This is a genomic window from Chryseobacterium sp. MMO-72 (assembly GCF_037146035.1).
Lineage (GTDB): Bacteria > Bacteroidota > Bacteroidia > Flavobacteriales > Weeksellaceae > Chryseobacterium > Chryseobacterium indicum.
In genome coordinates this window covers 311,369-337,274 of sequence record NZ_JBBCWG010000002.1, presented here as the reverse complement: position 1 = coordinate 337,274, position 25,906 = coordinate 311,369, and the positions used below count along the sequence as shown (strand labels likewise).

At 34.6% G+C, this 25,906-nt stretch carries 26 protein-coding genes; 5 read left to right on the top strand and 21 right to left on the bottom strand.

What is annotated here, in order from left to right:
• Positions 1-12: 12 nt before the first annotated feature.
• The 10 genes from WFH39_RS04085 to WFH39_RS04040 form a co-directional block, all read right to left on the bottom strand.
• A complete protein-coding gene (locus WFH39_RS04085) occupies positions 13-609 on the bottom strand; it encodes a Crp/Fnr family transcriptional regulator (protein WP_336688914.1) in 597 nt (198 codons plus the stop codon).
• 230 nt (positions 610-839) lie between these two features.
• Entirely contained in the window at positions 840-1,076 is a 237-nt protein-coding gene (locus WFH39_RS04080) for a hypothetical protein (RefSeq protein ID WP_336688913.1), read from the bottom strand.
• A gap of 242 nt (positions 1,077-1,318) precedes the next feature.
• The gene (locus tag WFH39_RS04075; protein WP_214589814.1) at positions 1,319-1,915 is read right to left on the bottom strand and encodes a Crp/Fnr family transcriptional regulator; all 597 of its coding nucleotides are present in this window, start codon (positions 1,913-1,915) and stop codon (positions 1,319-1,321) included.
• Positions 1,915-2,292: a bacillithiol system redox-active protein YtxJ gene (gene ytxJ / locus WFH39_RS04070; protein WP_214589815.1), complete on the bottom strand. Its 378-nt coding sequence runs from the start codon at positions 2,290-2,292 to the stop codon at positions 1,915-1,917. The genes WFH39_RS04075 and ytxJ overlap by 1 nt, the downstream gene beginning before the upstream one ends.
• Complete coding sequence (locus tag WFH39_RS04065; RefSeq protein WP_336688912.1) at positions 2,289-2,750, bottom strand: DUF1569 domain-containing protein; 462 nt, start codon at positions 2,748-2,750, stop codon at positions 2,289-2,291. Before WFH39_RS04065 ends, ytxJ begins: the two co-directional genes overlap by 4 nt.
• Entirely contained in the window at positions 2,744-3,280 is a 537-nt protein-coding gene (locus WFH39_RS04060) for a YfiT family bacillithiol transferase (protein WP_214589817.1), read from the bottom strand. The genes WFH39_RS04065 and WFH39_RS04060 overlap by 7 nt, the downstream gene beginning before the upstream one ends.
• A complete protein-coding gene (locus WFH39_RS04055) occupies positions 3,228-3,860 on the bottom strand; it encodes a hypothetical protein (RefSeq protein ID WP_336688911.1) in 633 nt (210 codons plus the stop codon). The genes WFH39_RS04060 and WFH39_RS04055 overlap by 53 nt, the downstream gene beginning before the upstream one ends.
• Positions 3,861-4,259: 399 nt before the next feature.
• Positions 4,260-4,784 carry a DUF1697 domain-containing protein gene (locus tag WFH39_RS04050; protein ID WP_336688910.1) on the bottom strand — a complete coding sequence of 175 codons (525 nt, stop codon included), beginning with the start codon at positions 4,782-4,784 and terminating at the stop codon, positions 4,260-4,262.
• Positions 4,785-4,896: 112 nt separating this feature from the next.
• Positions 4,897-6,384, bottom strand: a complete 1,488-nt coding sequence (locus WFH39_RS04045) for a hypothetical protein (protein WP_336688909.1) — start codon at positions 6,382-6,384, stop codon at positions 4,897-4,899.
• Positions 6,385-6,477: 93 nt separating this feature from the next.
• Entirely contained in the window at positions 6,478-9,963 is a 3,486-nt protein-coding gene (locus WFH39_RS04040) for a protein O-mannosyl-transferase family (protein WP_336688908.1), read from the bottom strand.
• A gap of 222 nt (positions 9,964-10,185) precedes the next feature.
• Between WFH39_RS04040 and WFH39_RS04035 the strand changes: the two genes are divergently transcribed.
• The 3 genes from WFH39_RS04035 (at position 10,186) to WFH39_RS04025 (ending at position 14,879) form a co-directional block, all read left to right on the top strand.
• On the top strand, positions 10,186-11,223 hold the full coding sequence (locus WFH39_RS04035; protein ID WP_214589824.1) for a PLP-dependent cysteine synthase family protein: 1,038 nt from the start codon (positions 10,186-10,188) through the stop codon (positions 11,221-11,223).
• A gap of 75 nt (positions 11,224-11,298) precedes the next feature.
• Positions 11,299-12,570 carry an aminotransferase class I/II-fold pyridoxal phosphate-dependent enzyme gene (locus tag WFH39_RS04030; RefSeq protein ID WP_336689057.1) on the top strand — a complete coding sequence of 424 codons (1,272 nt, stop codon included), beginning with the start codon at positions 11,299-11,301 and terminating at the stop codon, positions 12,568-12,570.
• Between the two features lie 116 nt (positions 12,571-12,686).
• Positions 12,687-14,879 carry a B12-binding domain-containing radical SAM protein gene (locus WFH39_RS04025; RefSeq protein WP_336688907.1) on the top strand — a complete coding sequence of 731 codons (2,193 nt, stop codon included), beginning with the start codon at positions 12,687-12,689 and terminating at the stop codon, positions 14,877-14,879.
• Between the two features lie 170 nt (positions 14,880-15,049).
• On the opposite strand, the gene WFH39_RS04020 is transcribed toward WFH39_RS04025, so the two are convergent.
• From WFH39_RS04020 to atpD, 3 genes are all read right to left on the bottom strand, one after another.
• Positions 15,050-15,871: a hypothetical protein gene (locus WFH39_RS04020; RefSeq protein WP_336688906.1), complete on the bottom strand. Its 822-nt coding sequence runs from the start codon at positions 15,869-15,871 to the stop codon at positions 15,050-15,052.
• Positions 15,872-15,951: 80 nt separating this feature from the next.
• Complete coding sequence (locus tag WFH39_RS04015; RefSeq protein ID WP_336688905.1) at positions 15,952-16,233, bottom strand: FoF1 ATP synthase subunit delta/epsilon; 282 nt, start codon at positions 16,231-16,233, stop codon at positions 15,952-15,954.
• Positions 16,234-16,288: 55 nt separating this feature from the next.
• Positions 16,289-17,797, bottom strand: coding sequence for a F0F1 ATP synthase subunit beta (atpD, locus tag WFH39_RS04010; RefSeq protein ID WP_116099167.1), 1,509 nt, complete (start codon positions 17,795-17,797; stop codon positions 16,289-16,291).
• Between the two features lie 204 nt (positions 17,798-18,001).
• Between atpD and WFH39_RS04005 the strand changes: the two genes are divergently transcribed.
• The gene (locus tag WFH39_RS04005) at positions 18,002-18,922 is read left to right on the top strand and encodes a bifunctional riboflavin kinase/FAD synthetase (protein ID WP_336688904.1); all 921 of its coding nucleotides are present in this window, start codon (positions 18,002-18,004) and stop codon (positions 18,920-18,922) included.
• On the opposite strand, the gene WFH39_RS04000 is transcribed toward WFH39_RS04005, so the two are convergent.
• Complete coding sequence (locus WFH39_RS04000; protein ID WP_185204611.1) at positions 18,919-19,272, bottom strand: MmcQ/YjbR family DNA-binding protein; 354 nt, start codon at positions 19,270-19,272, stop codon at positions 18,919-18,921. The genes WFH39_RS04005 and WFH39_RS04000 overlap by 4 nt on opposite strands.
• A gap of 92 nt (positions 19,273-19,364) precedes the next feature.
• On the opposite strand from WFH39_RS04000, the gene WFH39_RS03995 reads away from it, so the two are divergent.
• Entirely contained in the window at positions 19,365-20,021 is a 657-nt protein-coding gene (locus WFH39_RS03995) for an NAD(P)H-binding protein (protein ID WP_336688903.1), read from the top strand.
• A 76-nt stretch (positions 20,022-20,097) separates the two neighbouring features.
• Here the strand turns inward: WFH39_RS03995 and WFH39_RS03990 are convergent, their stop codons facing one another.
• From WFH39_RS03990 to WFH39_RS03960, 7 genes are all read right to left on the bottom strand, one after another.
• Complete coding sequence (locus WFH39_RS03990) at positions 20,098-20,892, bottom strand: tetratricopeptide repeat protein (RefSeq protein ID WP_336688902.1); 795 nt, start codon at positions 20,890-20,892, stop codon at positions 20,098-20,100.
• A gap of 61 nt (positions 20,893-20,953) precedes the next feature.
• Positions 20,954-21,532, bottom strand: a complete 579-nt coding sequence (locus tag WFH39_RS03985) for a glutathione peroxidase (protein ID WP_336688901.1) — start codon at positions 21,530-21,532, stop codon at positions 20,954-20,956.
• 21 nt (positions 21,533-21,553) lie between these two features.
• On the bottom strand, positions 21,554-22,216 hold the full coding sequence (locus WFH39_RS03980; RefSeq protein WP_235130720.1) for an outer membrane lipoprotein-sorting protein: 663 nt from the start codon (positions 22,214-22,216) through the stop codon (positions 21,554-21,556).
• 90 nt (positions 22,217-22,306) lie between these two features.
• Complete coding sequence (kdsB, locus tag WFH39_RS03975; RefSeq protein ID WP_336688900.1) at positions 22,307-23,029, bottom strand: 3-deoxy-manno-octulosonate cytidylyltransferase; 723 nt, start codon at positions 23,027-23,029, stop codon at positions 22,307-22,309.
• A 32-nt stretch (positions 23,030-23,061) separates the two neighbouring features.
• The gene (locus WFH39_RS03970; protein ID WP_336688899.1) at positions 23,062-23,646 is read right to left on the bottom strand and encodes a hypothetical protein; all 585 of its coding nucleotides are present in this window, start codon (positions 23,644-23,646) and stop codon (positions 23,062-23,064) included.
• Between the two features lie 66 nt (positions 23,647-23,712).
• Complete coding sequence (locus WFH39_RS03965; RefSeq protein WP_116099159.1) at positions 23,713-24,966, bottom strand: pyridoxal phosphate-dependent aminotransferase; 1,254 nt, start codon at positions 24,964-24,966, stop codon at positions 23,713-23,715.
• 20 nt (positions 24,967-24,986) lie between these two features.
• Complete coding sequence (locus WFH39_RS03960; RefSeq protein ID WP_336688898.1) at positions 24,987-25,895, bottom strand: hypothetical protein; 909 nt, start codon at positions 25,893-25,895, stop codon at positions 24,987-24,989.
• Positions 25,896-25,906 lie beyond the last annotated feature (11 nt).

The window sequence follows — 25,906 nt, the reverse complement described above, 5'->3', positions numbered from 1 at the left end:
TCTGCCTTATAATCAGTACAATATTTTTCTGTTCCGGATTTGCAGAAGTTTGTCTCTCTCCATCACCTTAATGGCTCTGATGGCAGTTTCCACGCAAAGTCCGGTAAGACCAGCCATTTGCTGTCTTGTAAGGGGGATCATAAAGGAATACGGAGCCTGTTCTTCCTGAAAACTTTTTAAATAATCCATGAGTGTTTTCAATTTTGCGGCAGGACTCTGACTGGCTAAATTCTGAGACATAATCAGACCGTAATATAACCTTTCAGACATAAAGACATTTATATCCTGAGATATTTCCGGATATAATTTTAGTAAATCTAAAAATATATATTTCGGAAGTTTCAGAACTTCGCAGTTTGTAAGGGCAACTGCATTTACAGGATAAGGTTTATCCATAAATAAAAGAGACTCTCCGATGCTATGTCCGTCTTCCAAAATAGTCTGTATACTCTCTTTTCCGTCTTCGTTAAAATTATTAAGCTTTACCTCTCCTTTAATGATCTGATAGTAATAACCGGGATAACTTCCCTCTGTAAATATGCTTTCCGAGGGTTTGTAATTTTTAATACTCGCTCCTACTGAATGCAAAATTTCTTCTTTAATAACCATGTTAGCTGTTTTTGATATTTCTTAATACTGAAGCATTCCTAGTAGAAATAAAAATTGGATATAAATTCAATCAGTACAAAAATCGAACCTTAATCTGTTAAAAATTAAGAAGTTGAACATTGTATGGGTTAAATCTTTTAAGCAGATATTGCTTTTTATGAATAGTTTAAATGTATAGAATCCAAACCCGCTTTAAATTATAAAACGGGTTCGGTTATAATTGCTGGGGATTATTTTACAGTTCGTGTGCTGTCCGATCCTGTTCCTCCGGAGCGGGGTGTTGTGGTGTTTGTACTGTCGTTCTTTGGAATAGAATCATTAGACATCGGCGTGGTAGTATTTAAAGAAGGATCTGTTACAGTCGTCGAATCATACCCCGAATCAGAATTAGAGGTTGTTGAGTTTTCTTTTTTCTGACAACTCAATACGAGAATGCCCAAAAGGGCAATCGATGCGATACATTTCATAATATTATATTTTAAGTGGTGTGATACTTCAAAAGTAGGATAATATTATGTTAAGTATTTATGACCTTGGTCATAAGAAAAAATCACACGAAATAAGGGTAATATAATAAATTGAAAATCAACTATTTAACAATTAAAAAACATTTTTTTATTAAGCTATTGTGGTCTTTTTTCATTTACAGCCGTAAAGTTCAGTTTATCTTTTGTGGTTATGTAAAAGTTTAAAAAGACTCATTTAAAAATTATTTGCTGTCCGGAACGAAATTTTTCCTTGCAAGTTCTTTTCTTACACGGCTTAAACTTTCGGGAGTAATCCCAAGATAAGAGGCAATCATCCATTGTGGAACTCTCAGCAGGAGATCCGGATACATTTTAATGAATTTCATATATCTTTCTTCTGCAGTTTCTGCCAAAAGGGAATTGATTCTGTCCTGAAGGCTTTTTATATGTTTCTGAAGGAGAATATCGCTTTTTTCCAGACTGTCGGGAAATTCCCCGATCAGTTTATTGATAAAATCCGGATGCAGCAGCAGTACTTCGGAGTCTTCCACCGCTTCAATATAATACACGGACTTTTCGTTAAAATAAAGACTGCTCCGGTCTGAAGTAAGCCAGCTTTCGGGCGCGAACTGGATGATATGTTCTTTGCCGTTCTTATCGATGGAGTACATTTTCAGAAGTCCTTTTTCCACGAAATAAATATATCTGCAGACTTCACCGTACTGTAAAAGAAACTGGTTTTTCTGCACTTTTTTTACCTCATAATGCAGGCTGCACATATTCACTTTTTCCAAAGGAACATTCAAAACTTTTGCTAGATAATTATTTATATTCGTCATTATACAATTTGGTCTACCGATATATTCTGGTGAGAAGCGTTGTTTACAGCCTTTCCGTTTTCTATTACAATAAGCTGCGGACTTTGGTGCGTTACTCCGAGATCTTCAGCAATCTTATTGGAAACCGGTCTGTGAGCCAGCAAATCTAAGTAATATAAATCTATTTTCTGATCCAGATTTTCTATTTCTTTCTCAAAATTTCTCAACACGGTTTTGCTGATAAAGCAACTGGTTGAATGCTTGAATATTGCTATCCTGTGCTGAAAAGAATCCTGAATGGCTTTTTCCAGATCTTCTTCAGATTCTATCTTTTTCCAGAACGATTTCTGCTCCGGTGTATCTTCTTTTCCGCCAAATATTTTATCAAAAAAACTCATGTACTAAACTGTTTTAAGTGATGATCCAGATGTTTATATTCTAAAAATCCCCAGTCTTTTTCTTTCATTTGTCCAAAAAGCACGTGTTGAAGGGGCAAATTTCCTGTCTTAAAAGTTACTTTGTAGTCTTCAAGCGTTTTCAGGAGGTTCGCTTTTTCTGAATTAAAATCACATTCAAAATTAACAATAAGTTTTTGAAAAGTCGGCATATTTCGGGGAATTCCGTTATTAAAAATTTGCATTTCCAATTTTGTAACAATTCCTATCCAGCGGAAAAGAATGTTTATTGGCGTAAGCTGTAATTTTCTCTGCGGAATTAACAGGACATAACTGCAATGCCTCATCATCTGACAGACATCCATTTTCCCCCATTTTCTGGGTGAATTTTGCTTTAGCCCTGAAATTCTCTGTACAATTTCATTAAAATCTTCAGGATTATGGAGACTTTTTTTTACCAACCTTTTTCTTTCTTCAAAGTTTCGATGTGCGCAAAATGATGATTGCAATGCCATACGTAAAGCGCAAGATGGCTCCTTAAATTGTAGTCTTTATTGTGTTCCGGATGATGAAAAGTTCTTTCAAACTGTTTATTGGTCATACTTTTCAGTAAAGCTGTCCATCTCTGGTGCGTTCCTTTCAGCATTCTCATGGCAGGTTTTACAGGCATATTGAGACTGTCCTGAAGTTCTGCCCATTTTGCTTCGTCGTAAGGTCTTATCGTGGGATTATCTTCGGTAAGAGCCAGTTTCAGACGCATAAAACTATTGATATGGCTGTCTGCCAGATGATTCACAACCTGCCTCACTGTCCATCCGCCTTCTCTGTATGGGGTATCTAACTGTTCGTCGTTAAAGTTTTCGATCAGGTTTTTCAGCCTTCCGGGAAAGTCTTTGATTACTTTAATATATTCATCAAGTGTAACATCACAGATATTTTCAGGCTCCTGATACTTTCCTATCGGAAATTTCTTTTGTTCTAAGTTGTTCATCTTTAATTATAGTTTTTAATACACTAAACAGAATTACTGCATCTTTATCTTTTAAGTAGTACAACATTTTGTTGTTATAATTATCTTCTTTGGAGAAAATCATAAAGTGATGGCGATATTGTTTCAATTCCAGATCTTCAAACAAAATTTCTTTCTTATTGAATCTGATTCTGTCTTCATCAATTTCTATTCCTGAAATATTGATTTTCTCGTTATTCCTATATTTTGAAAGATAATTATGTACAATTTCATTAATGAATTTTTCCCACAATTCATCAACAATATCACAATACAACTGATGTTTTTCGTCTAATTTTCTTCTGTAAAAAAGTTTGAAAAATATTTTGAGTTCTTTATCTGATTTATTTCGGATAAAAATCTGATATTCTCTTCCGATAGTAAATTTATATCCGTCGATGAAATGAATACCGTAACGAATTCCGGCAATATTCTCCTTTTTGATGATGGTAAAAAGATCATTCTTTTGATCTTTATTTTCAAATTTTATAAAATTGTCGTCAATGATTAATGATCTTTTCCGTGTATCAAATAATCCGCGAACAATAGTAAATTCTTTCATAAAATGCCGGTTTGTCTGAAATTATTGTCCAGACATTTTTTTGAATATTAGTTTTTGTAAATTTATTTAAAATTCGTGAATCTAAACTGAGATAAGGTTTAATAATTTGAGAAATAGTATTAATCGTCTGATTGTCATAAAAAAAACAACTCCGAATCTTTCCAAATTATTCTTATTTTAAATGCAATTTTTGTGAGACAATTAAAGAATTTCCAATAAAAAAGCCCCAATTTAACATTGAAGCTTTATGTCTTATTATGTTTGTTTAAACTTTTTTAAAATAAAAATGTTCTTGTTGGAAAACGCAAGGACGCAAGTTTCTTATTAATCTCAATTCTTTAAGGCGCAAGAAAATCAAAGATTTTCAATAAGGATTGATGAACTGTAAAGGAAATCAGTTTAAAATTTATTTAAAATTTTCTCGAAAGTATTGATATTTCTGCTTGTAAACTGATCTTTCATGCTTTTTTTACCTAAAATTTTTCCAAAAGCAGAATCTAATGTATTTCCTTTGGAAACCTGCCAGTAAAAAATATGATTCACAATTTCTGCGTCTTCATTTTCAGATTTCACAGCATTTTCAAATTCTGTCATTAAAATATTTTCCACGCCATCATTTCCTGCAAAGGCATACACATGAAGATCATCATTCTTTTCAAAAGGATTTCCGCTCCAAAACTGTTCTGTTTCTTGCTGAGATTTTATAAACAGATACGCTTCGTAAGAGAAATGTTCAGACATCACTTTCTCAAGAATCAGCTTTAATTCATCACTTTTTTTATCGGATGAAAAAACAATATTTCCCGATGCCAAAACTGAAACTACGTCGTTCATTCCGGCATTTTTGAAAACCTGACAGACTTCTGCCATTTTCATATTGGTTCCTTTTACGTTGACGCCGCGGAGAAATGCACAGTATTTCATAGTTTTAGTTGTTTTAGCGTATTAGAGCTTGAGGGTTTTGGAGTTAATGAGTCTTTACAATAAACTTTAAACTTCCTGCATCCTTACTTCTATCTTCCAGCAAAATCTAAAATTAATCAATTCTTTCGTATAAATTATAATCCGTTCCGGAAGGTTTTAAAATATAAATCTTTTCTAAAATCTTATTATCACTTTTCAGATGATCCTTTACACGGAATTCTTTAATCAGTTTATAATGAAGTTTTAAATATTCTGCATTTTTAGATGTAAACAGGTCGTCGTAAGAAAGAAGATATTTAGGTTTTCTGTTTTTTACGGTATTGATCCAGAAATTCGGCTTGTCTTTTCTTATTTCTTCCTGTACTTTTTTATCCACCAAACCTACTTCATCGATGGTTTTTAACCCTGAAAAATATGGAACATAACCTGCAGGTTCAAGGAAAATCCATTGGTTTTTGTCTTTCTCATATTGGTTTAAAAATGTTCCGATTGTCCTTCTGTAATTCCATTCCCCGTTTCCGGTAGCAATTGAATGTACCGTCTGAAAAGCTAACATCGGAATGATATAGATGATAACCAATAATGATAACCAGAGATTTCTTTTTACTTTCTGCTCCAACACAAAAATCAGGACAGGCACGAAGAGTAAGATCTGCGGAACCCAGTAATACCAGTCGAAAAGACTTTTCTGAGAAAGGAAAATGAACTGTTTAACCCATCCGAAAATGAAGATCATCCATAAGAAAATGTTTCTTCTGTCTCTCTGTCTTACCAGATAAATAAAGCACAGCAATTCAAAGACGAGCAATAAAACAGTGAGCGGATTAAAATCTCCGGGAAGTTTCAGCATTCCCCAGAAGTTTCCGAAGTTCAGCCTGAAACATTCAAGATCCTGTTGCAGGGTAAAATGGTTGTCATACGCCAGTTTTTTAGCGATAATCGTATTGTTAACCCATTCACCAAAGTATAGCCAATTGAAAGCCAAAACAACTGAAATCCCTAAAATTCCTCCTAAAATATAAGTCCACCGAATCTTTTTATTCCACAAAAGATCGATTAAAAACACAATTCCCAAAAAGATAACCGTATCAATTCTTGTAAACAAAATGAGGATTGGCAATACAATCAGAGCCCACTTTTTACCGTTATGAAAGCCATAATACAGCAGAGCCATTTCTAAAAAGAAAAGAATTCCGTACTCCATTCCGAGGATGGAAATTTTAATTGATGGCGGTAAGATTCCTATTAAAAAGATAAAAACAGCTTTGTGCCAGACATTTTTAAGAACCAGATTCGAAAGAAATAAAGTTCCTATCGTGAAAAGTATGGAATTAAATACAAGAAGCGGTTCTATGAAATTGTCTTTCCCTAAAATTAAATTAAAGAGATAGGATACAAAAACATAAAGATGCGTTGTGGATGCAGATATTTTCGTATCTCCGTTAAATCCGATTACTCCGTAATCCAGAAGATTTTGTGCGACTCTCCAGGTGATGAATGCATCCTCCTGAATGTAGTGGGTAAGTAAAAATAAAAGTTTAAAAACGACTGTAAAAATTACAGCATACACCGGGATTTTGCTATTTTTCGTCTCTACCATTGTGCTTCTTTGATCCCACAAATATAATCTTAAAATTTCTGAATCCCAATATATAAAAAAAACGGAACCGAAGTTCCGTTTTAAGTTTTGTTATTATTGCGTTGCTTTAATAATCGAATTGGTGATCTGTGCCTCTTTTTCTTTGGAGTAAGTAGAATCAAAAGGTTCCATTACATCGAAAAGATATTGGTAAAAAGGAGTGATCTTCTGTACCTGTTCAGATTCCTTCATCGCTTTCTCTTTGCCCATTTCTTTAAGGTTTTCTACAAAAGTGTTGAATTTCTTATCAATCGGCTCGATGGATTTTATCAGATAATCATACGCTTTATCTTTTTTTCCAATCTTCGAATAAGCATCCGTAACGGCAGAGATTACTAAAGAATATTCCATTGGTTTTGTTCTGATCTGTCTTTTCAGATAACTCTGGTCAGATTTGCTCAGGCTCATGTAATAATCGTATTCTTCAAAAATTCCTTTTTTCAGAACTTCAGCAAGCTGTAATCCTTTTTTCTCCTGTCCTGCAACAATATATCCGTAAACCATTGAGCTTAGAGAACGAGGATCATTGTATTTTTCAGCAGGGATTTCTTTAGAAGCTAAATCCAATAGTTCCAGTGCTTTTCCTTTTTCTCCCATTGTTGCTAAAGCTGCTGCTGCTCTGCTTGCAGAAGCTCTGTAGCTCATAATGTTAGACGTTGCAGTTTCGTCAAAGTGGGCATTTAAATTCTTAAAATTACCCCATCTGAAGTTTTTAACCACATTGTAAAGAGAATTGGCATCTACTCTTCCCATATCTCCGCCTTGCGATTGTGGAGTATGAATCGGAACTAATCTGTAGCTGAATCCGTCAAACTGAAGATATTCATCTAAGAAGAAAATATTTTCGCTGTCATAGATTCCTCCCGAAGAGAAGTTGATTGGTCTTTTCCAGTCGAAATTCGCTAAAACATCAAGTAAAATTAAATTGTTTTTATACAGCGTATTTCCTTTATAACTAATCATGATCTGATTTACTGTTTCCGGAAGATCTGCCGCTTTAATGATTCCCGCTTTTACCGCATTTTCTTTATTGACCGGTAAAATAAATTTATTGACAGGTAAGATATTATATTTCTCGAATTTTTCTTCTCCGAAATACATTTTAAGAAGTTCGTTTTTCGCCGGAGAAGTATATTTCAGGAAGCTGATCGCTTCTTTCATCGTCATAGAATCCTGAGTAAGATATTTTCTGAATTCAGCAAATTCCGTTGGCGGAGCTCCCTGTTCTTTTAACATTGAGAAAAGTCCCTGCCAGTCTTCCTTCTTCATCATATAGATCTGGTCGTTTACACCGTCTCTGTAATCGTCATGCGTTAAAACTCCCGGAACCGGAGCAGCATTGTACGTTCTTCTCTTAATCTGATCGATATTCCAAGGTGTGGAAGCTAAGGTAAAGTTAACTACTTTTACATCATCTCTGAAGTTTTCAGTCTCCTGAATTGCCCAAACCGGATACGTATCGTTATCTCCGTAAACGAAAACAATATCATTTTTAGGCAGAGATTTCAATACAGAATATCCGTAATCGTAAGAAGTATATCTGTCGTGTCTGTTGTGTACATTATAGTTCTGGAAGCCCATCATGAAAGGAACTCCAAGAAGAACCACTCCTGCAACAATGTTTGCTGCATTCGATTTTATTTTAGACTGTAAGAACCAAAGAATTGCTCCTGCTCCCAATCCGATCCAGATGGCAAAAACGTAGAACGAACCTACCATTGCATAATCTCTCTCTCTCGGTTCAAAAGGTTTTACTCCGGTATAGAAAACGATTCCCACACTCATCAATACAAAGATTGAAAGCATTGCATAGAATCTTCCAAAGTCTCTGTTAAGCTGGAAAAAGAATCCGATTAATCCTAAAATTAAAGGTAAAAAGAAGAATTTTACGGTACTTTCATTTTTGAATTTTGCAGGCATCTTATCCTGATTTCCCCATAAAGCATTATCAATAAAAGAAATTCCTGAGATCCAGTTTCCTCTTGTGCTTTCCATGTTACCTTCAAGATCATTCTGGCGACCTACGTAATTCCACATCAGATATCTTACAAAGTAATATCCGTTCTGGAATGTGATGAAATAATCCATATTCTGAGCCAGAGAAGGCTTCTGAACGTTAATTAAATTGTATGGTTTTACTTTTAAATAGTCTGCAGCCGTAATAGATCCGTCTTCATATTTCTTTCTTAATTCGTCAAAAATCTGCTTCGCTTCAGGGCTGTCTGCAACATCTTCATTGCTGTAATTAAAGGTGAAATCCGGCGCACCGTACATTGAAATGTAGTTTGCCATTACATCTTTATCCTCATTGAACATTCTTGGCATAAAACCTACATGAGCCTTGTTGAAAACATAATTGAATCGGTCTCCCGTTTTTCTGTACGTTCCTGTTTTCTCATCTTTTTCGTAAATTTCTCCGGTTTTCTGAGTTTTGAAACTTCCGTCTTCATTTTTCTCAATTCCGTTTGCATCCAGAAAAGCCGTATAGTTCTGACCGTAAATTGTAGGCCAGTCTCCGTATTGTTCTCTGTTATAATAATCCAGCATTCCGATCGCGTTGTCCGGATCATTAAGGTTCATTGGCGGATTGGCATTTGCCCGGATAGGAATAACCATCCAGCATGAAAAACCGATCATCATGAAAACAATGGATAAGGCAACTGTCTGATAAAGATTTTTCTTCATCTTTCTTGCGTAAGAAATCAGGAAATAGCAGATCGCAACCATTAAAATAAAAGCAGCAATGGTTCCTGAGTGGAAAGGAAGACCTAAACCGTTCACAAAGAAAATTTCAAGTTTCCCGAACATCGTCATGATTAATGGGAAAATACCTTTGAAAACAATGGCTAAGATTACCAGTGTAATTACATTTGCCCAGATAAAATTCTTCCAGGTGAAAGTATAATTTCTTGCATAGTAGATAAGACAAATTGCCGGAATCGCCAGCATACACATCATGTGAACCCCTACTGAAAGTCCGAGAATGAAGAAAATTAAAATAATCCATCTCTCGCTGTCTTTTGCCTGATATTCATTCTCCCATTTGGTAATTAACCAGACCAAAAGTGCGATAAACATAGAAGCCATCGAGTAAACTTCCCCTTCTACCGCAGAGAACCAGAAGGTATCTGAAAAGGTGAAGCATAACGCTCCTACAACTCCTGCAAAAAGAATAGAAATCTCCTGATGTTTTGTAATGTCATCAAAATCCTTGTTTAAAAGCCTTCTTACGAGATGTGTAATAGTCCAGAACAAAAACAAGATCGTAAACGCACTAAACAATGCAGACATCGCGTTGATCACGATAGAATAATTTTCGCCCTTTCCTAAAGCAAAAATGGCTGCCACAGCACCCACAATCTGAAATAAAGCCGCTCCTGGAGCGTGCGTTACTTCAAGTTTTACCGCCGAGGAAATATACTCGCCACAATCCCAAAAACTGAAATTCGGTTCTATGGTGGACAAGTACGTGAAAAATGCAATGACGAAAACGACCCATCCGAGAACGGTGTTCCATTGCTTAAAAGTCCAATTTTTCATAGTAATAAATCAATTACGCGAAAATAAGGCTTTTATATGATTTTAAACGGTTTTTAACAAAATTTAAAGATTTTGGCTCGCTTTTTGAAAAGTTTCATCTTTAGATAGCAACAGAAAACAATTTTTTATCTATTTTAGAGGTTAGAAATCAAACAAAAGTTTAGAAATAAATTTATTTTTTTGTATTTTTGCCGACAGATTTTTATTGAAAAATAACAAATAATGAGTAATGTTTACGATAATATACTTGGCCTAATAGGAAATACTCCTATGGTGAAGCTTAACACTGTGACGAAAGATATTCCTGCAACCGTTTATGCCAAGTTAGAATCATATAATCCTGGACATTCCACAAAAGATCGAATCGCACTTCATATTATAGAAAACGCTGAGAAAAAAGGTTTATTAAAAGAAGATTCCGTGGTGGTTGAAACTACTTCAGGAAATACAGGATTCTCAATTGCAATGGTTTGTATCATCAAGGGATATAAATGTATTCTGGCGGTAAGTGATAAAACCAAGCCCGAAAAAATTGCCTACCTGAAAGCTTTAGGAGCTACCGTTTATATCTGCCCTGCCAATGTTCCCGCAGATGATCCGAGATCATATTATGAAGTTGCCAAAAGAATCGCTTCAGAAACGCCTAATTCCGTTTATATCAACCAGTATTTCAATGAATTGAATATTGATGCGCATTACCAGACCACAGGTCCTGAAATCTGGGAACAGACTCAGGGAAAAGTAACTCACCTTTTTGCGTGTACAGGAACCGGAGGAACTCTGTCAGGTTCAGCAAAATTCTTAAAAGAGAAAAATCCGGATATTAAAATCATTGGTGTGGACGCAGACGGATCTATCCTGAAAAGCTACCACGAAACCGGAGAAATTCATAAAGAAGATGTTCATCCTTACCAGATTGAAGGTATGGGAAAAAATTTGATCCCTTCTGCTCTTCTTTTCGATAAAGTTGATGAATTTGTAAGAGTGAATGACGAAATGTCTGCATACAGAACCCGTGAAATCGCTTTGAAAGAAGCAATTATGGGAGGTTATACAACAGGAGCCGTTACACAGGCTTTAATGCAATATGCCCAATCTCACGAATTTTCAGAAAATGATTTAGTTGTTTTGATTTACCCGGATCACGGTTCAAGATATATCACTAAAGTATACAGTGATAAGTGGATGGCAGAACAAGGATTTATAAACAACTGCGTGCACAACTACGACGAAGTTTTTAAAACTGAATTCATTAAATAAGGACGAAAAATTTATACAAATCAAGCCTTTTTGTAACCGCAAAAGGCTTTTTTACTTAAAATATTAATAAAAATGTTGGATATTTTTGACAGAATAAAAGAAAATCCAGGACCTCTTGGACAATTTGCAGATTATGGTGAAGGCTATTTTATTTTCCCAAGATTAGAAGGACCAATCGGACCGAGAATGCAGTTTCAGGGAAGAGAAGTTATTTTCTGGAGCGCGAATGATTATTTGGGAATGTGTAATCATCCTGAAGTTCTGGAAGCTGATGCAAAAGCAGCGGCAGAATTCGGAATGTTTTATCCGATGGGCGCAAGAGCAATGTCGGGAGAAACTGAGCAGCATTTGCAATTGGAAAAAGAACTGGCTGATTTTGTTCAGAAAGAATCTGCATATTTATTAAATTTCGGTTATCAGGGAATGGTTTCTACCATTGATGCTTTGGTAGGAAGAAACGATGTAATTGTTTATGATGTTGATTCTCATGCTTGTATCGTAGACGGTGTAAGACTTCACGCTGGAAAAAGATTTACGTACAGACATAACGATATTGCAAGCCTTGAAAAAAACCTTGAAAGAGCAACTAAAGTAGCGGAAGAAACAGGAGGTGGAATTTTAGTGATTACCGAAGGAGTTTTCGGAATGAGAGGACAGCAAGGTAAATTAAAAGAAATCTGTGAATTAAAATCAAAATATAAATTCAGACTTTTAGTTGATGACGCGCACGGATTCGGAACTCTTGGAAAAACAGGAGCCGGAGCCGGTGAAGAACAGGGTTGTCAGGATCAGATTGATGTTTACTTCTCTACTTTTGCCAAATCTATGGCAGGTTTTGGAGCATTCATCGCTGGTGATAAAGAAATTATCAGATACCTGAAATTCAATTTAAGATCTCAGATTTTTGCTAAATCTTTAACGATGCCAATGGTAATCGGAGGTTTAAAAAGACTGGAACTGTTAAGAACAAGACCGGAAATCAAAGCAAAACTTTGGGAAAATACTTACAAATTGCAAAACGGTCTTAAAGAAAGAGGTTTTAACATTGGAGATACAAACACTTGCGTAACTCCTGTGATGATGCAGGGAACTCCGGTGGAAGCAACTCTTTTGGTAAAAGATTTAAGAGAAATCTACGGAATCTTTACTTCGGTAGTAGTATATCCTGTAATTCCGAAAGGAATGATCTTGTTAAGATTAATTCCTACAGCTTCTCACACCGATGCTGAAATTAATGAAACCCTTGCTGCGTTTGAAGCCATTCACGATAAATTGGTAAGTGGTTATTACAAAGATCAGGAACAAAAACTTTTGGCAGAACAAGGTTTAAGTTTCAAAGAAATTTAATCTGATTTAGAAATATAAAATTAACGAACCACTGATATCCGATCAGTGGTTTTGTTTTAAACGGTCATAAATTTTCAGAATCTGAATATTTAAAATAACTTTGCAAAAATTTTCTTTTGAAAGATCTACTTCTCATTACTCCGCCTTTTACACAGCTTAACACACCTTATCCGGCAACAGCTTATATTAAAGGTTTTCTGAATACCAAAAATATTTCCAGCTTTCAGACAGATTTGGGAATTGAGGTCATTTTGGAATTATTTTCGAAAGACGGACTTCAGAAGATTTTTAATCAGGAAATTGATCTTCAGACTCTTTCAGAAAATGCTCAAAGAATTTACGTTTTAAAAGAAGAATATATCAAAACGATCGATCAGGTTATTGCTTTTTTGCAGGGTAAAATCCCAACGTTGGCAAGACAAATCTGTTCGATGAACTTTCTTCCGGAAGCCTCCCGATTCAATCAGCTTGATGATATGGAATTTGCTTTCGGAAATATGGGACTTCAGGACAAAGCCAAACATTTGGCTACCTTATATTTAGAAGATCTTTCGGATTATATTGTTGAAAATATTGATCCTGATTTTGGATTCAGCCGTTATGCGGAAAGATTAGGAAAAAGTGCCAATTCTTTTGATGAACTTTATTCTAAAATTTGCGGCGAACCTACTTTTATAGATGATTTTACTTTAAAACTTCTTCATGAAAAATTAGAGTTTGTTCAGCCAAAACTGATTTGTTTTTCCATTCCTTTTCCCGGAAATTTATATTCTGCTTTTCGTTGCGCGAAATATATTAAAGAAAATTATCCGCACATTAAAACTGCAATGGGCGGCGGATTTCCGAACACAGAACTCAGAGAATTAAAAGATAAAAGAGTTTTTGAGTTTTTTGATTTTATTACTTTGGATGACGGAGAACTTCCGATTGAATTACTTTATCAAAATATAATTTCGAAGGTGACTGAGCCTGTCGAAGTCAAAAGAACTTTTTTAATTGAAAACGGAGAAGTTTCCTATAAAAATAATTCCACAAGACACGATTACAAACAAGCCGATATAGGAACTCCCGATTATTCTGATTTACAATTGGATCAATATATTTCTGTAATTGAAATTGCCAATCCGATGCACAGTTTATGGAGCGACGGAAGATGGAATAAGCTCACAATGGCACATGGATGTTATTGGGGTAAATGTACTTTTTGCGATATTTCTTTAGATTATATTAAAATTTACGAACCGATTTCAGCTAAAATTCTGGTTGACAGAATGGAAGAATTGATCCGGACAACTGGAGAAACAGGATTTCATTTTGTGGATGAAGCGGCTCCTCCTGCATTGATGCGTGAAGTAGCTTTAGAAATTTTAAGAAGAAATTTGGTCGTAACGTGGTGGACGAATATTCGTTTTGAAAAAAGTTTCACCAAAGATCTGTGTTTTCTTTTAAAACTTTCCGGTTGTGTTGCCGTTTCAGGTGGATTGGAAGTTGCAAGTGATCGTCTGCTGAAATTGATTGATAAAGGGATTTCTGTAGAACAGGTTGCCAAAGTAACAAGAAATTTTACAGAAGCAGGAATCATGATTCATGCTTATTTGATGTATGGATATCCTACCCAGACTATTCAGGAAACAGTGGATTCTCTGGAAATGGTTCGGCAGCTTTTTGAGATGGGAATTTTACAGAGTGGATTCTGGCATCAGTTTGCGATGACGGCGCATTCACCAGTGGGATTAAATCCTGAAGAATTTGGTGTTACTCCGATTAAGCAGGAAATTCTGTTTGCGAACAACGATGTTGATTTTACAGACAAAACTGGAATCGATCATGGAAAGTTCAGCTTTGGTTTAAAAAAATCTTTATTCAATTATATGCACGGAATTAATTTTGAACTTCCGCTTGAGGAATGGTTTGATTTTAAAATTCCGAGAACAACCGTTCATCCGGATTATATTCATGACTGTCTTCTGGAAGAGGATGATTTTGTTTTTAAAGGAAATTCTAAAGTTCTTTTTTTAGCCAAAAACGTAATCGCTGAGAATCGCGTAAAAAATAAAAAGAAATATATTTATACGTATACAAAAATTACAGCGCACTTAAAAACCAATGTTGTAAGTGTAGATTTAGAGCAGGAACACGCAGAATGGCTCATGAAAATGTTTAGTGATTATCCAATTGAAAATTTAAAAAAGCCAACTTTGCAACAATTGAAAACTCAATTCGAAGAAAGTTTTGAAGATTTTGAATTATTCTGGTTTTCTAAACCGATGCAGCAGTTGAAAGAGAATGGAGTGATTTTGAGTTTGTAGATTTTTAAAAATATTTCAGACTTGTTTTATTTAAAAATTTCTAAACAGAAAAAATTGAATAGAAAATAGAAAAAGCTTCAAAAAAAATATGAACCTTTTTTAAGTTTGGCTAAAGCCAATTGAATTTATATCAGTGTTAAACGGGCTAAAGCCCGTTCCTATTGATAATTTTATTTTTGAACACCGTCTTTTGTGACTTCACCCACAATTACTTTTTCCTGAATTTTAATAAAATTCGGATCCATTATTGCCATTCTTTCGGCAATGGCTTTGTAGGTGGGGAATTTTAAAAGAGATGCTCTTCCGGACATTTCTCGGTACAGAGTAAAGGTTTTTCCTCCGGCTGATTTGATCTGTTTGGTTGTCGTAATATATTTTCCGATGTATTTGCTGTTCGCATCATAAATTTCAATATCAACAAAAGTTTTATCCGTGATCGTATCATCAGAACCAAAACTTGCCGGCAAATTAGTGAAATAACCGACTGGTTTTCCGTTACTTAAAATTTCACCTACATTATTGACCGTAATATTTAATTTATCAATTTTAGTTCGGATGGTATAAGCATCTTTCGTTTTCGTATCCAGTTTTCTTTTAGGGGAATTTTTAAAAAGTTCATCTAAGTTTTTGATATTGATTCCTCTTTCATCAATAATTTTCAAACTCTTCACACAAGTGTAAGCTGCGGATTTTTCTTCACCTGAAAATGCAGATGGCGAAATATAGTCCAGATCGAGCGTTTTATCCTGATTATAAACTCTTTTAAGCTTAATATAACTGTCCCGTACAGAATCTACTACCGTTTTATCTACAAATTCTATCGTATAAATCGGGGTTTCTTTAAGATCCATAAAAGTATACACTCCTCCTTTATTAGACAGTTTTGCGACATGAACTCCTTCAAGATCAACAATTCCTCGTTTAATTTTAACGGTTTGCGCATTAAAAAATACTCCTAAAACAGACAGTAAAATAATTAAAAATCCCTTCATACAACCAAATTCATACAAAAATAAAAAAAGTGTAACAATTCGTTACACTTTCTTGAAAATATATTTAGCTTTTCATTTAATTATTCACAAAGGATAATTCCTTTATTATGATTAAATTCTACAACACCGCTTTTGATTGGATAAGAGAAAAAAGAATCTTTGTCCGTTCCTTTTGTAAAGTATTTTGAATAGGCTTCATCGATAGATTTTGCATATAATTTTACTTTACCACCGATTAAAGAAGAAACAATTCCTGCGTGGTTTTGCATGATGTGGAATTCACCATTTTTTCCAGGCAATAATACTGAGTCTACTTCTCCTTCAAAAACTACGTATTCTGGTGTTAAAATTTTTATATTCATTTTATTTGCTTTTGGCTTTTGGCTAATAGCTATTGGCTATCAGCAATTAGCATTATTATGCGTTATCAGCTAACATTTTTTGTCCTGCTTCGATCGCTTCTTCGATAGTTCCTTTCAGGTTGAAAGCAGCTTCCGGTAAGTGATCCAATTCACCATCGATGATCATGTTGAATCCTTTGATGGTATCTTTGATGTCTACCAAAGATCCTGGAATACCTGTAAACTGTTCTGCTACATGGAAAGGCTGAGAAAGGAATCTCTGAACTTTTCTTGCACGGTAAACAACTGATTTATCTTCTTCTGAAAGTTCTTCCATACCAAGGATCGCAATGATATCCTGAAGTGCTTTGTATCTCTGAAGAATTTCTTTTACTCTCTGTGCACAGTTATAATGTTCTTCACCGATAATTTCAGGAGCAAGGATTCTTGAAGTAGAAGCCAATGGATCTACCGCAGGATAAATACCCAATGAAGCAATTTTTCTGTCTAGTACCGTTGTAGCATCCAAGTGAGCAAACGTAGTTGCAGGAGCCGGGTCAGTTAAGTCATCCGCAGGTACGTAAACCGCCTGTACTGAAGTAATTGAACCATTTTTAGTAGAAGTAATTCTTTCCTGCATAGCTCCCATCTCAGAAGCTAGTGTCGGTTGGTAACCTACCGCAGATGGCATACGACCTAAAAGTGCAGATACCTCAGAACCAGCCTGTGTAAAACGGAAAATATTGTCTACGAAGAAAAGTACGTCTCTACCCTGTCCGCTTTCTCCACCGTCTCTGTAGTACTCAGCTAATGTAAGACCGGAAAGTGCTACTCTCGCTCTTGCACCAGGTGGCTCGTTCATCTGTCCGAAAACGAATGCTGCTTTAGAATCTTTCATTGCTTCTAAATCCACTTTAGAAAGATCCCAACCTCCGTTTTCCATAGAATGCATGAAATCGTCACCATACTTGATGATTCCAGATTCTAGCATCTCTCTCAAAAGGTCATTTCCTTCTCTCGTTCTTTCACCTACTCCGGCAAAAACAGAAAGACCTCCGTGTCCTTTTGCAATATTGTTAATCAACTCCTGAATCAATACGGTTTTACCTACACCCGCACCACCGAACAAACCAATTTTACCTCCTTTTGCGTAAGGCTCGATAAGGTCGATTACTTTGATACCTGTAAATAAAACTTCAGCAGAAGTTGAAAGCTGATCAAATTTCGGAGCTGGTCTGTGAATTGGCAGACCACCTTCGTTGGATATATTTTGAAGTCCGTCGATAGCATCACCAACAACGTTGAATAGTCTTCCGTTTACAGCCTCACCGATTGGCATCATAATAGGATTTCCGTATCCGATTACATCCTGCCCTCTTTTAAGACCGTCAGTAGCATCCATTGCAATACATCTTACTGTATCTTCGCCAATATGCTGTTCTACCTCTAAAACTACTTTTTCACCGTTTTCTTTTGTAATTTCTAACGCATCATAGATCGCTGGAACTGCTTCCACATCACTGAAGACAACGTCGATTACCGGACCAATAATTTGAGAAATTTTACCTTTAATTTGGTTTGCCATTGCTAAATTTTTTCTTGGTGCAAATATAATGATTCTTCATAAACCTGCAATTGGTAAAAAACAGATTTTTATCATATCTTTTTATAAGTATAAGAATCTATCAGTTTAGCAATATAACAATAATCGGAGATTAAATATTGGTAAACTGTTATATTGATACATTGTTACATTATTTCCTATATTTGCAGTCAAAATTTTTCCGGTTTGAAAGTTTTCAAAAATTTTAAAGATTATACCTCTCAGAAGCCATTAGCGCTGTCTTTAGGAATGTTCGACGGGGTTCATCTTGGGCATAAAAGTATTATTGATGAATTAATTAACGTAGGTTCACAGAACGATCTGGAAACTGCCGTTCTTACTTTTTGGCCACATCCAAGATTTGTTTTTAATCCTGATGAAAATCTCAAACTCCTCAATACATTAGAAGAAAAGAAATTTTTGATGGAAAAATACAACATTGAAAATTTATTTCTAAAGGAATTTGATGAAGAATTCAGGAATTTAACCGGAGAAGAATTTGTACGCCAGATTTTAATTGAGAAACTGAATGTAAAATACCTGATTATCGGTTACGATCATTCATTCGGGAAAAATAAAAGTGGCAATTTTGAACTGCTTCAGAAACTTTCAAAAGAGTTGGATTTTGAAGTTGAACAGATGGAAGCCATTAATATTCACGAGAATAACATCAGTTCTACAAAAATCCGCAATGCACTTTCAGCAGGAAATATTAAAGAAGCCAATGAAATGTTGGGATACTCCTACTCTGTTTCCGGCACTGTTGTTCACGGGAAGAAGATCGGAAGAACAATTGGCTATCCTACCGCCAATATCGAAACGGAATCCATTAAACTTTTGCCTAAAAAAGGAGCTTATATTGTTGAAGTTTTTGTAAAAAACCAACAGCATAAAGGAATGTTGAGCGTTGGAACCAACCCAACCGTAAATGGCGAAAAATTAACAGTTGAAGTTTATATTCTTGATTTTGAAGGAGATATTTATGATGAAGAAATTACTGTAAAATTCAGAGATTTTCTTCACGACGAAATTAAATTTGAAGGGCTTGAAAAATTAATTGAAAGACTTGATGATGATAAAAGATTGACGGAAGAGTTTAATTTTTAACTGTTTAAAATTTCTTCTTTCACTTTTTTCGTCAAAGATTTAAAGACCAATTCATACGACTGATCGATCATTTTCAGAATTAAATCTTTTCTTAAACCGTCAATAACCACAGAATTCCAATGGGTTTTGTTCATGTGATAAGCGCCCGTAATCTGAGGATGCTGCTCACGAAGTTCTGCGCTCCATTCCGGATCGGTTTTTACATTGATTCCGAGAGGCTGTCTTTCAAGACCCATCAATAAAAATACTTTCGTTCCTACTTTTAGTACGAGTGTTTCATTATCAAAAGGAAAACTTTCGGTTACTCCTTTTTTCGATAAACAATAGTCCAGAATTTCGTTGGCGTCCATTAAATTGGTTTAAAAATTGAGAGTTCAATATTATTAAAATTTTGTAAATTTAGTAGAGAAATTCTTCAATTATTAATTAAAATCAATTCTTTATGAAAGCTTTAGTTATCGGCGCAACAGGTGCTACAGGAAAAGACCTTGTGAATCAGCTACTTCAGGATAAAGATTTTGAAGAAGTAAATGTTTTTGTGAGAAAATCTCTTGAAATTGAAAATGATAAACTTAAGGTGCATATCGTTAATTTTGAAAAACCTGAAGAGTGGAAAAGTGAAGTAAAAGGTGATGTTGCATTTTCCTGTCTCGGAACAACTTTAAAAGCAGCCGGAAGCAAGGAAGCACAAAGAAAAGTAGATTTTGATTATCAGTACGAATTTGCAAAAGCTGCCAAAGAAAATAATGTAGACGATTATATTCTGGTTTCTGCTTACGGAGCGAATCCCCAATCTAAAATTTTCTATTCTAAAATGAAAGGTGAACTGGAAGATGCTGTAAAACAGCTCCATTTCAATAAAATAACCATTTTCAAACCCGGAATGCTGGAAAGAAAAGATTCTGACAGAACAGGAGAAGTTTTAGGAAGCCGTATCATTAAATTTGCCAATAAATTAGGACTTTTAGAAAGTCAGAAACCTTTACCGACAGATGTTCTGGCAAAAGCAATGATTAATTCTTCCAAGATTAAAAGCAATGGCTATTCAAGTATAAAACTGGGGAATATTTTCTGTTTTGCGGAAAAGAGTAATGATTAACTTTTGATTTCAACTCTATTTAACTATAATTTTAACCAAATAGAGTCGAATACATTTTGTAAATCAGTTATACAAATTAACCAAACTCTGAATTTAACTTTTTTCTGATTTCCGGAACTATAACTTTATCTTTTACCTTATCATAAGTTTTTTGAGCTTTTTTGATAAGTTTTTCATCATTTTTACTTTTACCTACTTTTATCAGTGCAAGTGCATATAAAGAAAGATATCCATCATCTTTTTTATATGTTGAGTAAACGTCTTCAAGATATGGTAAAGCTACATCATAGTTTTCTTTTAAGGTATACAACATTCCGTACATATAAATAACATCATCCTTAACTTTTCCTGAAGTATTATATAAATTTTCGGCTTGCTTCAGATTTTTTAACCCATTATCATAATCTCCCATAACAATAGAAGTATTGCCAATTCCATAATATCCTTCAGGATTATCGGGGAAATATTTTATCATTTCCTCATACTTTTGTCTAGCCTTGTCAACCTTTCCGAATTTCATAAATTCTATGGCTAAATTCTGTTTGAAAATCGGAGCCTTATTTTGAGCGAGGCTATCTGCAACATAATATAAAGCAAGTGCTTCTTTGTGCATTTCCTGCAGTCTGAAAAAATATCCAGCCATAAAATAAGCATCACAGTATTTAGGATCTTTTTCTATTATTTTCAGAAGTAATGCCGTGACTCCTCCATAATACTGAGGGTATTTTAATCCTAAAAAAGCGGTCTCAAAGTTTTTTTTAGAATCTGCATGTTCCGGAGTGCAGTAATTCATTTTACCGGAAAAATAAAAATCCTGTGAAAATGTTTTAACTGAAAAAATCAAAATAAAAATGGTTAGTAGTTTTTTCATAAATTTTAAAAATAAAAAAAGTGGATCAAAATCCACTTTACAAAAATATATTTTTTTGATATTATTTCAAATACTTTGTAATCGCTTCGTCTGTTGGTTTTGTCGTACTTACGAAGGAATCGATCAGTTTTCCGTTTTCATCTATCAGAAACTTGGTGAAATTCCAAAGGATGGTGGTATTTTTTACTCCGTTTAAATCTTTTTCTGTTAAATATTGGAAGATTGGAGCAGTGTCACTTCCTTTTACTGAAACTTTGGCAGCCATCGGGAAAGTTACGCCATAATTTTTCTGGCAGAAAGCACCGATTTCTTTATTGCTTCCCGGTTCCTGTCCTCCGAAATTGTTGGCAGGAAATCCTATCACCACCAATTTGTCTTTATATTCTTCAGCAACTTTTTCAAGATCAGCATATTGAGGAGTGAATCCACATTCTGAAGCAGTATTTACAATTAGGATTTTCTTTCCTTTAAAATCTGCAAAATTAATCTGCTTTCCCTCTTCTAAGGCATCGACCTTGAAGTCGTATATTGATTTTCCCATAAGTTCTTTGGTTTTGGCTTTAGATTCTTCACTTTTTTTCTGAGCGCAGCTGTTGAAAAATGCAACAACTGATAAGAACATTAAAAATAACTTTTTCATAACTAAATTTTATTGTCTGATTTAAAATTTAAATGTATTGGCAGGAAATACCTTATTAATATCAATCCTGTTGATGAGCATTACATAATCTCCGTCTTTTTTTGCACTGGAAGATTCTATTCTGAAAGGCATGGATAAATTTCCGACTTTTTTATAATCTGAATACGATAAAGTTTCATCTTTTTTCACTTCTTTCAGCAACATATAGTTTTTTGTGTCGAAATAATAGATGTTTTTGTTAACATTTTTCGTTAATTCTACTTTATGACAGTAAATATTTCCTACCACTTCTTTGCCTAAATATTTCGCTTCAAATCCTTTATTTTCCCAGTCTATAAAATCATTATCGAAACTTTCTGCGACATATCCTGCATATTCCTGAACTTTATTGGTCGCATAATTCATTGCATATCCTTTTGATCCGTCGTAGCCTTCAATAGCTGTATCTTTTCCGCTAATGGTGATGACGGTTTTGGTAAGATTCGGACGCTGCTGATAAATTTTAATCGGATATTCATCCTTAATTCCCAGGATAACTCTTCCCTGCAGCAATACTGAATTTAATAGTTTCCAATTGGTTAATCCTCCGGATAATTCAATGTTTTTATCAATAATTTCTTTGGCGGTCTGCGCAAAAAAGGATGGTGAAATGATCAGGACGAATACTAAAAGTAACTTCTTCATTAATTTTATTTTATCAATTCAAATATAAGGCTTTTTTAATTTGAAAATTTGAAAATGAAACAATTTGAAAATGTGAATTACATCACGTTTTTAAATTAATCTTCTTGCTTTTTCAAGGTCTTCCGGCGTATCTATTCCTACGCCAACGAAATTGGTTTCTATCATTCTGATTTTCATGCCATATTCCAGATATCGGATGCATTCTATCTTTTCTGAAATCTCCAGAGGTTTCATTTCCAGTTTTGAGAACTGGATCAAAGCGTGCTTTCTGAAGGCATAGACCCCAATATGTTTGAAATAATCAACATTATACGAAATTTCACGATGAAATGGAATCACAGAACGGCTGAAATACAGTGCGAAACCATTATTGTCCGTAATAACTTTTACATTATTAGGATTCTCAATCTCTTCTTTTTCAGTGAGTATTATTTTCAATGAAGCCAAAGAAATCTCCTGATTGTCATCCTGATGAAAAACTTCAATTAATTGTTGTAAAGGTTCTAATTTAAGGAAAGGTTCATCTCCCTGAACATTGATCACGATATCACAGTCGATATTCTGCACTGCTTCGGCAATACGGTCGCTTCCGGTTTCATGTTGTCCGGTCATTACGGCTTTTCCACCATTTTCGGTAATTTCATTAAAAATAATTTCAGAATCTGTTGCCACAAAAACTTCATCAAACAGATTTGTTTCCACGACATTCTGATAAGTGGTTGTGATAACGGTTTTATCTCCAAGCAACTGCATCAGTTTCGCCGGAAAACGGCTTGCTTCGTAACGTGCGGGAATAACTGCGATAATTTTCATTGATAAAATAATAATGAGTTTAATTTAAATAATTAGCTAAAAAAATAATTCCATAGATCCATGAAATGTAAAGAAACGAATAAAAAAAATCCGAAACCGAAACTTTTCAACAGATTTCCTCTGCAATGTTTTGAGTTTTTAAATACCAACCGCAAAGCACGAAAAAAAATCCAGTACAGCATGGCTGTAAACAGTAAAATGACAACCCAGAAAAAAACACTCAGAAAATAGAGAAGAAAAATAAGAACTACAGACAACAAAATCCATAAAATTATTGAAATAATAATCTCTCCGCAACCTTCATTTCCAATTAAGCTAATATCAGGAAAATCAAAGTTATCGACTTTTGGCTTACTAATTCTGTAACTTTTTATTTTTTCTCTGTTTACAATACTTCCCACATTTTCTTTCAGCTTTAATCCGTAATATAGTCCCAGACTTATAAAAAGAAAGAAAGCAACGGCTAAAATAGAAGTTGATAAAATGGAATTCTGAAACAAAGACCTATGAGAACCTGTTCCTGAAATCCAGACACTCAAAATTACTAAAATAATAATTCCTAATGTGGAATAGCTCAAAAGTTTAGTTTCGAGAAAGTATCTTTTAGGTAATCTCATTAAGGCTATAAGTCAAAAAAAGCTTCGCAAAGTATATTCACGAAGCTATATATTATATTTAATATTCTATTTTAAAGCGTTCAAAGCATTTTCCAGTTTTGGCATCATCACTTCAATTTCGTCGATTGCCAAACCTCCTACAGAAGCTCTGAACCAAGGTTCTGATTTTTCTTCCCCGAAAGCAGAGAACGGAACCAAAGCAACACCTGCTTCATTGATTAAATAGAATACAAGATCAGAAGAGTTTTCAATCACTGTTCCGTCCGGTTTTGTTTTTCCGATATAATCTAATTTAATGGTAAGATAAAGTGCTCCCATAGGCTCGATGCTGTCTACAGAAAGTCCTTTTCCTTTTAAATCCTGAATTCCGCCGTGAAGAACTTTCAGGCTGGCTTCCAGTTTACCTTTAAAATCTTCAACAAATTCATTTACGTCCTCAGGATTTTCGTAATATTTTGCTGTTGCTTCCTGTTCTGGTTTTGGCGCCCAAGCTCCAACGTGCGTTAAAAGAGCTTTCATTTTGTCCATGATATGAACCGGACCGAATCCCCATCCTACACGAACTCCTGTAGCGGCAAGACATTTTGAAATACCGTCGATATATACCGTAAATTCTTTCATTTCAGGGAAAAGAGAAACCGGATCTACGTGTTCTGCACCAAAAGTAAGGTTAGAATAAATCTGGTCGTACATTAAATATAGAGGCTTTTCGTCTTCACCTCTTTTTTTGTTTTCCGCTAAAACCAGTTCGCAGATTTCAGCAAGCTGATCTTTTGTAAACATGGTTCCGGTAGGATTCAACGGTGAACAAAGTGCCAATAAAACTGCTCCTTCTAAATGAGGTCTAAGATCATCCGCTGTCGGAAGGAAATTGTTTTCCGGAGTGGTTTTTACTTCCACCGCATTGGCTGAAGTAAGATAAGCATAATGATTATTGTTCCAGGACGGAATCGGATACACTACTTTATCTCCTTCGTCCACGATTGTTTTGTACACTGCATAAATCAAAGGTCTTGAACCTGCCGTAATTAAAATATCATTGGGTGAATAGTCTAAATTCCATCTTGTTTTTAAATCTTTGGAAACTTCTTTTCTTAAAGATAAAAGTCCGTTTGCAGGCGGATAATTTGTCAGATTATTCTGATAAGCTTTCTGAATTTCTTCCTTCAATTTTGCCGGAATCGGATAAATATTAGAATTTAAATCACCAATCGTAAGATTCGCGATTTCTGCTCCTTTTGCCTTTAAATCATTTACTTCATTACCAATTTTTACAATTTCAGAACCAATCAGGTTCGCCGCTAATTTTGAAACTTTCACTTTATTTTATTTAAATTTATTTAATATTTTCTTCTAATATTTATTTTTCTTACAACTTCTTCTTCAGGAACTTTTGCATCCAGAAGGCTGATTAATTCTTTTGCCTTTTTAGCTACAGCAGAATTCGGATATTTCTTTATGAGCCTATTGAATTCTTTCCTGTTTTCGTCATATATGGTTCCATTCAAAAACTCGTAAGTTGGTGTATTCTCCATACCGAATAAATAATCATACAAATAATTATTGTATATTTCTTTTACTCTGGAAATCAATGAACTTTTAGGATATTTTTTTATAAAATTTTCCCAAAAAACAGTCCTTTCTCCTAACTCTTTCCATGAAATTACCAATCCCGCATCCGCCGAATAAAGACCTTCGCTTTCTTTCGCTAACTGCCCGATATACGTATTATAATCCGGAGTTACTTTATCTTTAAATACAGAAAAATAATGATCCGGAACCGAATATATTTCTGTATATCCTTCTCCTACTTCTATAAATTCAAGATCAGCTTTTTTCAGTTCGGCAATCAGTTTCTTTATATTTTCAGGAAACTTGTAACTTTTGCTTTCGGAATCATAATAATTCACATATTCTTCAAGGATCTTATTCAGACTTTCGTTTAAACAGTCTGTATATTTTTCACGAATCCTGATATAATCTTCGTATAATTTATCATTCTGTTCAGGTGAATTCTGAGCAATTTCTTTTTCCGTTTTCTGCTGATACCACTGAAACGCTGCAATATAATCTTCCGTCTTATTTCTGGAAGAACAGGCAGTATCAATAGGCTTAAACGAATCCTCTTTTTTTTCTGCTTTTGAAACGGTGTTTTTTTCTATCTTTCCTGTAGAAGTTTTTGGTGCTTCTTTTTTGCATGAAAAAATAAAAATCAACAGAATAAAAGCCGCTAAACTTTTTTTTATCATGAAGATCGAAT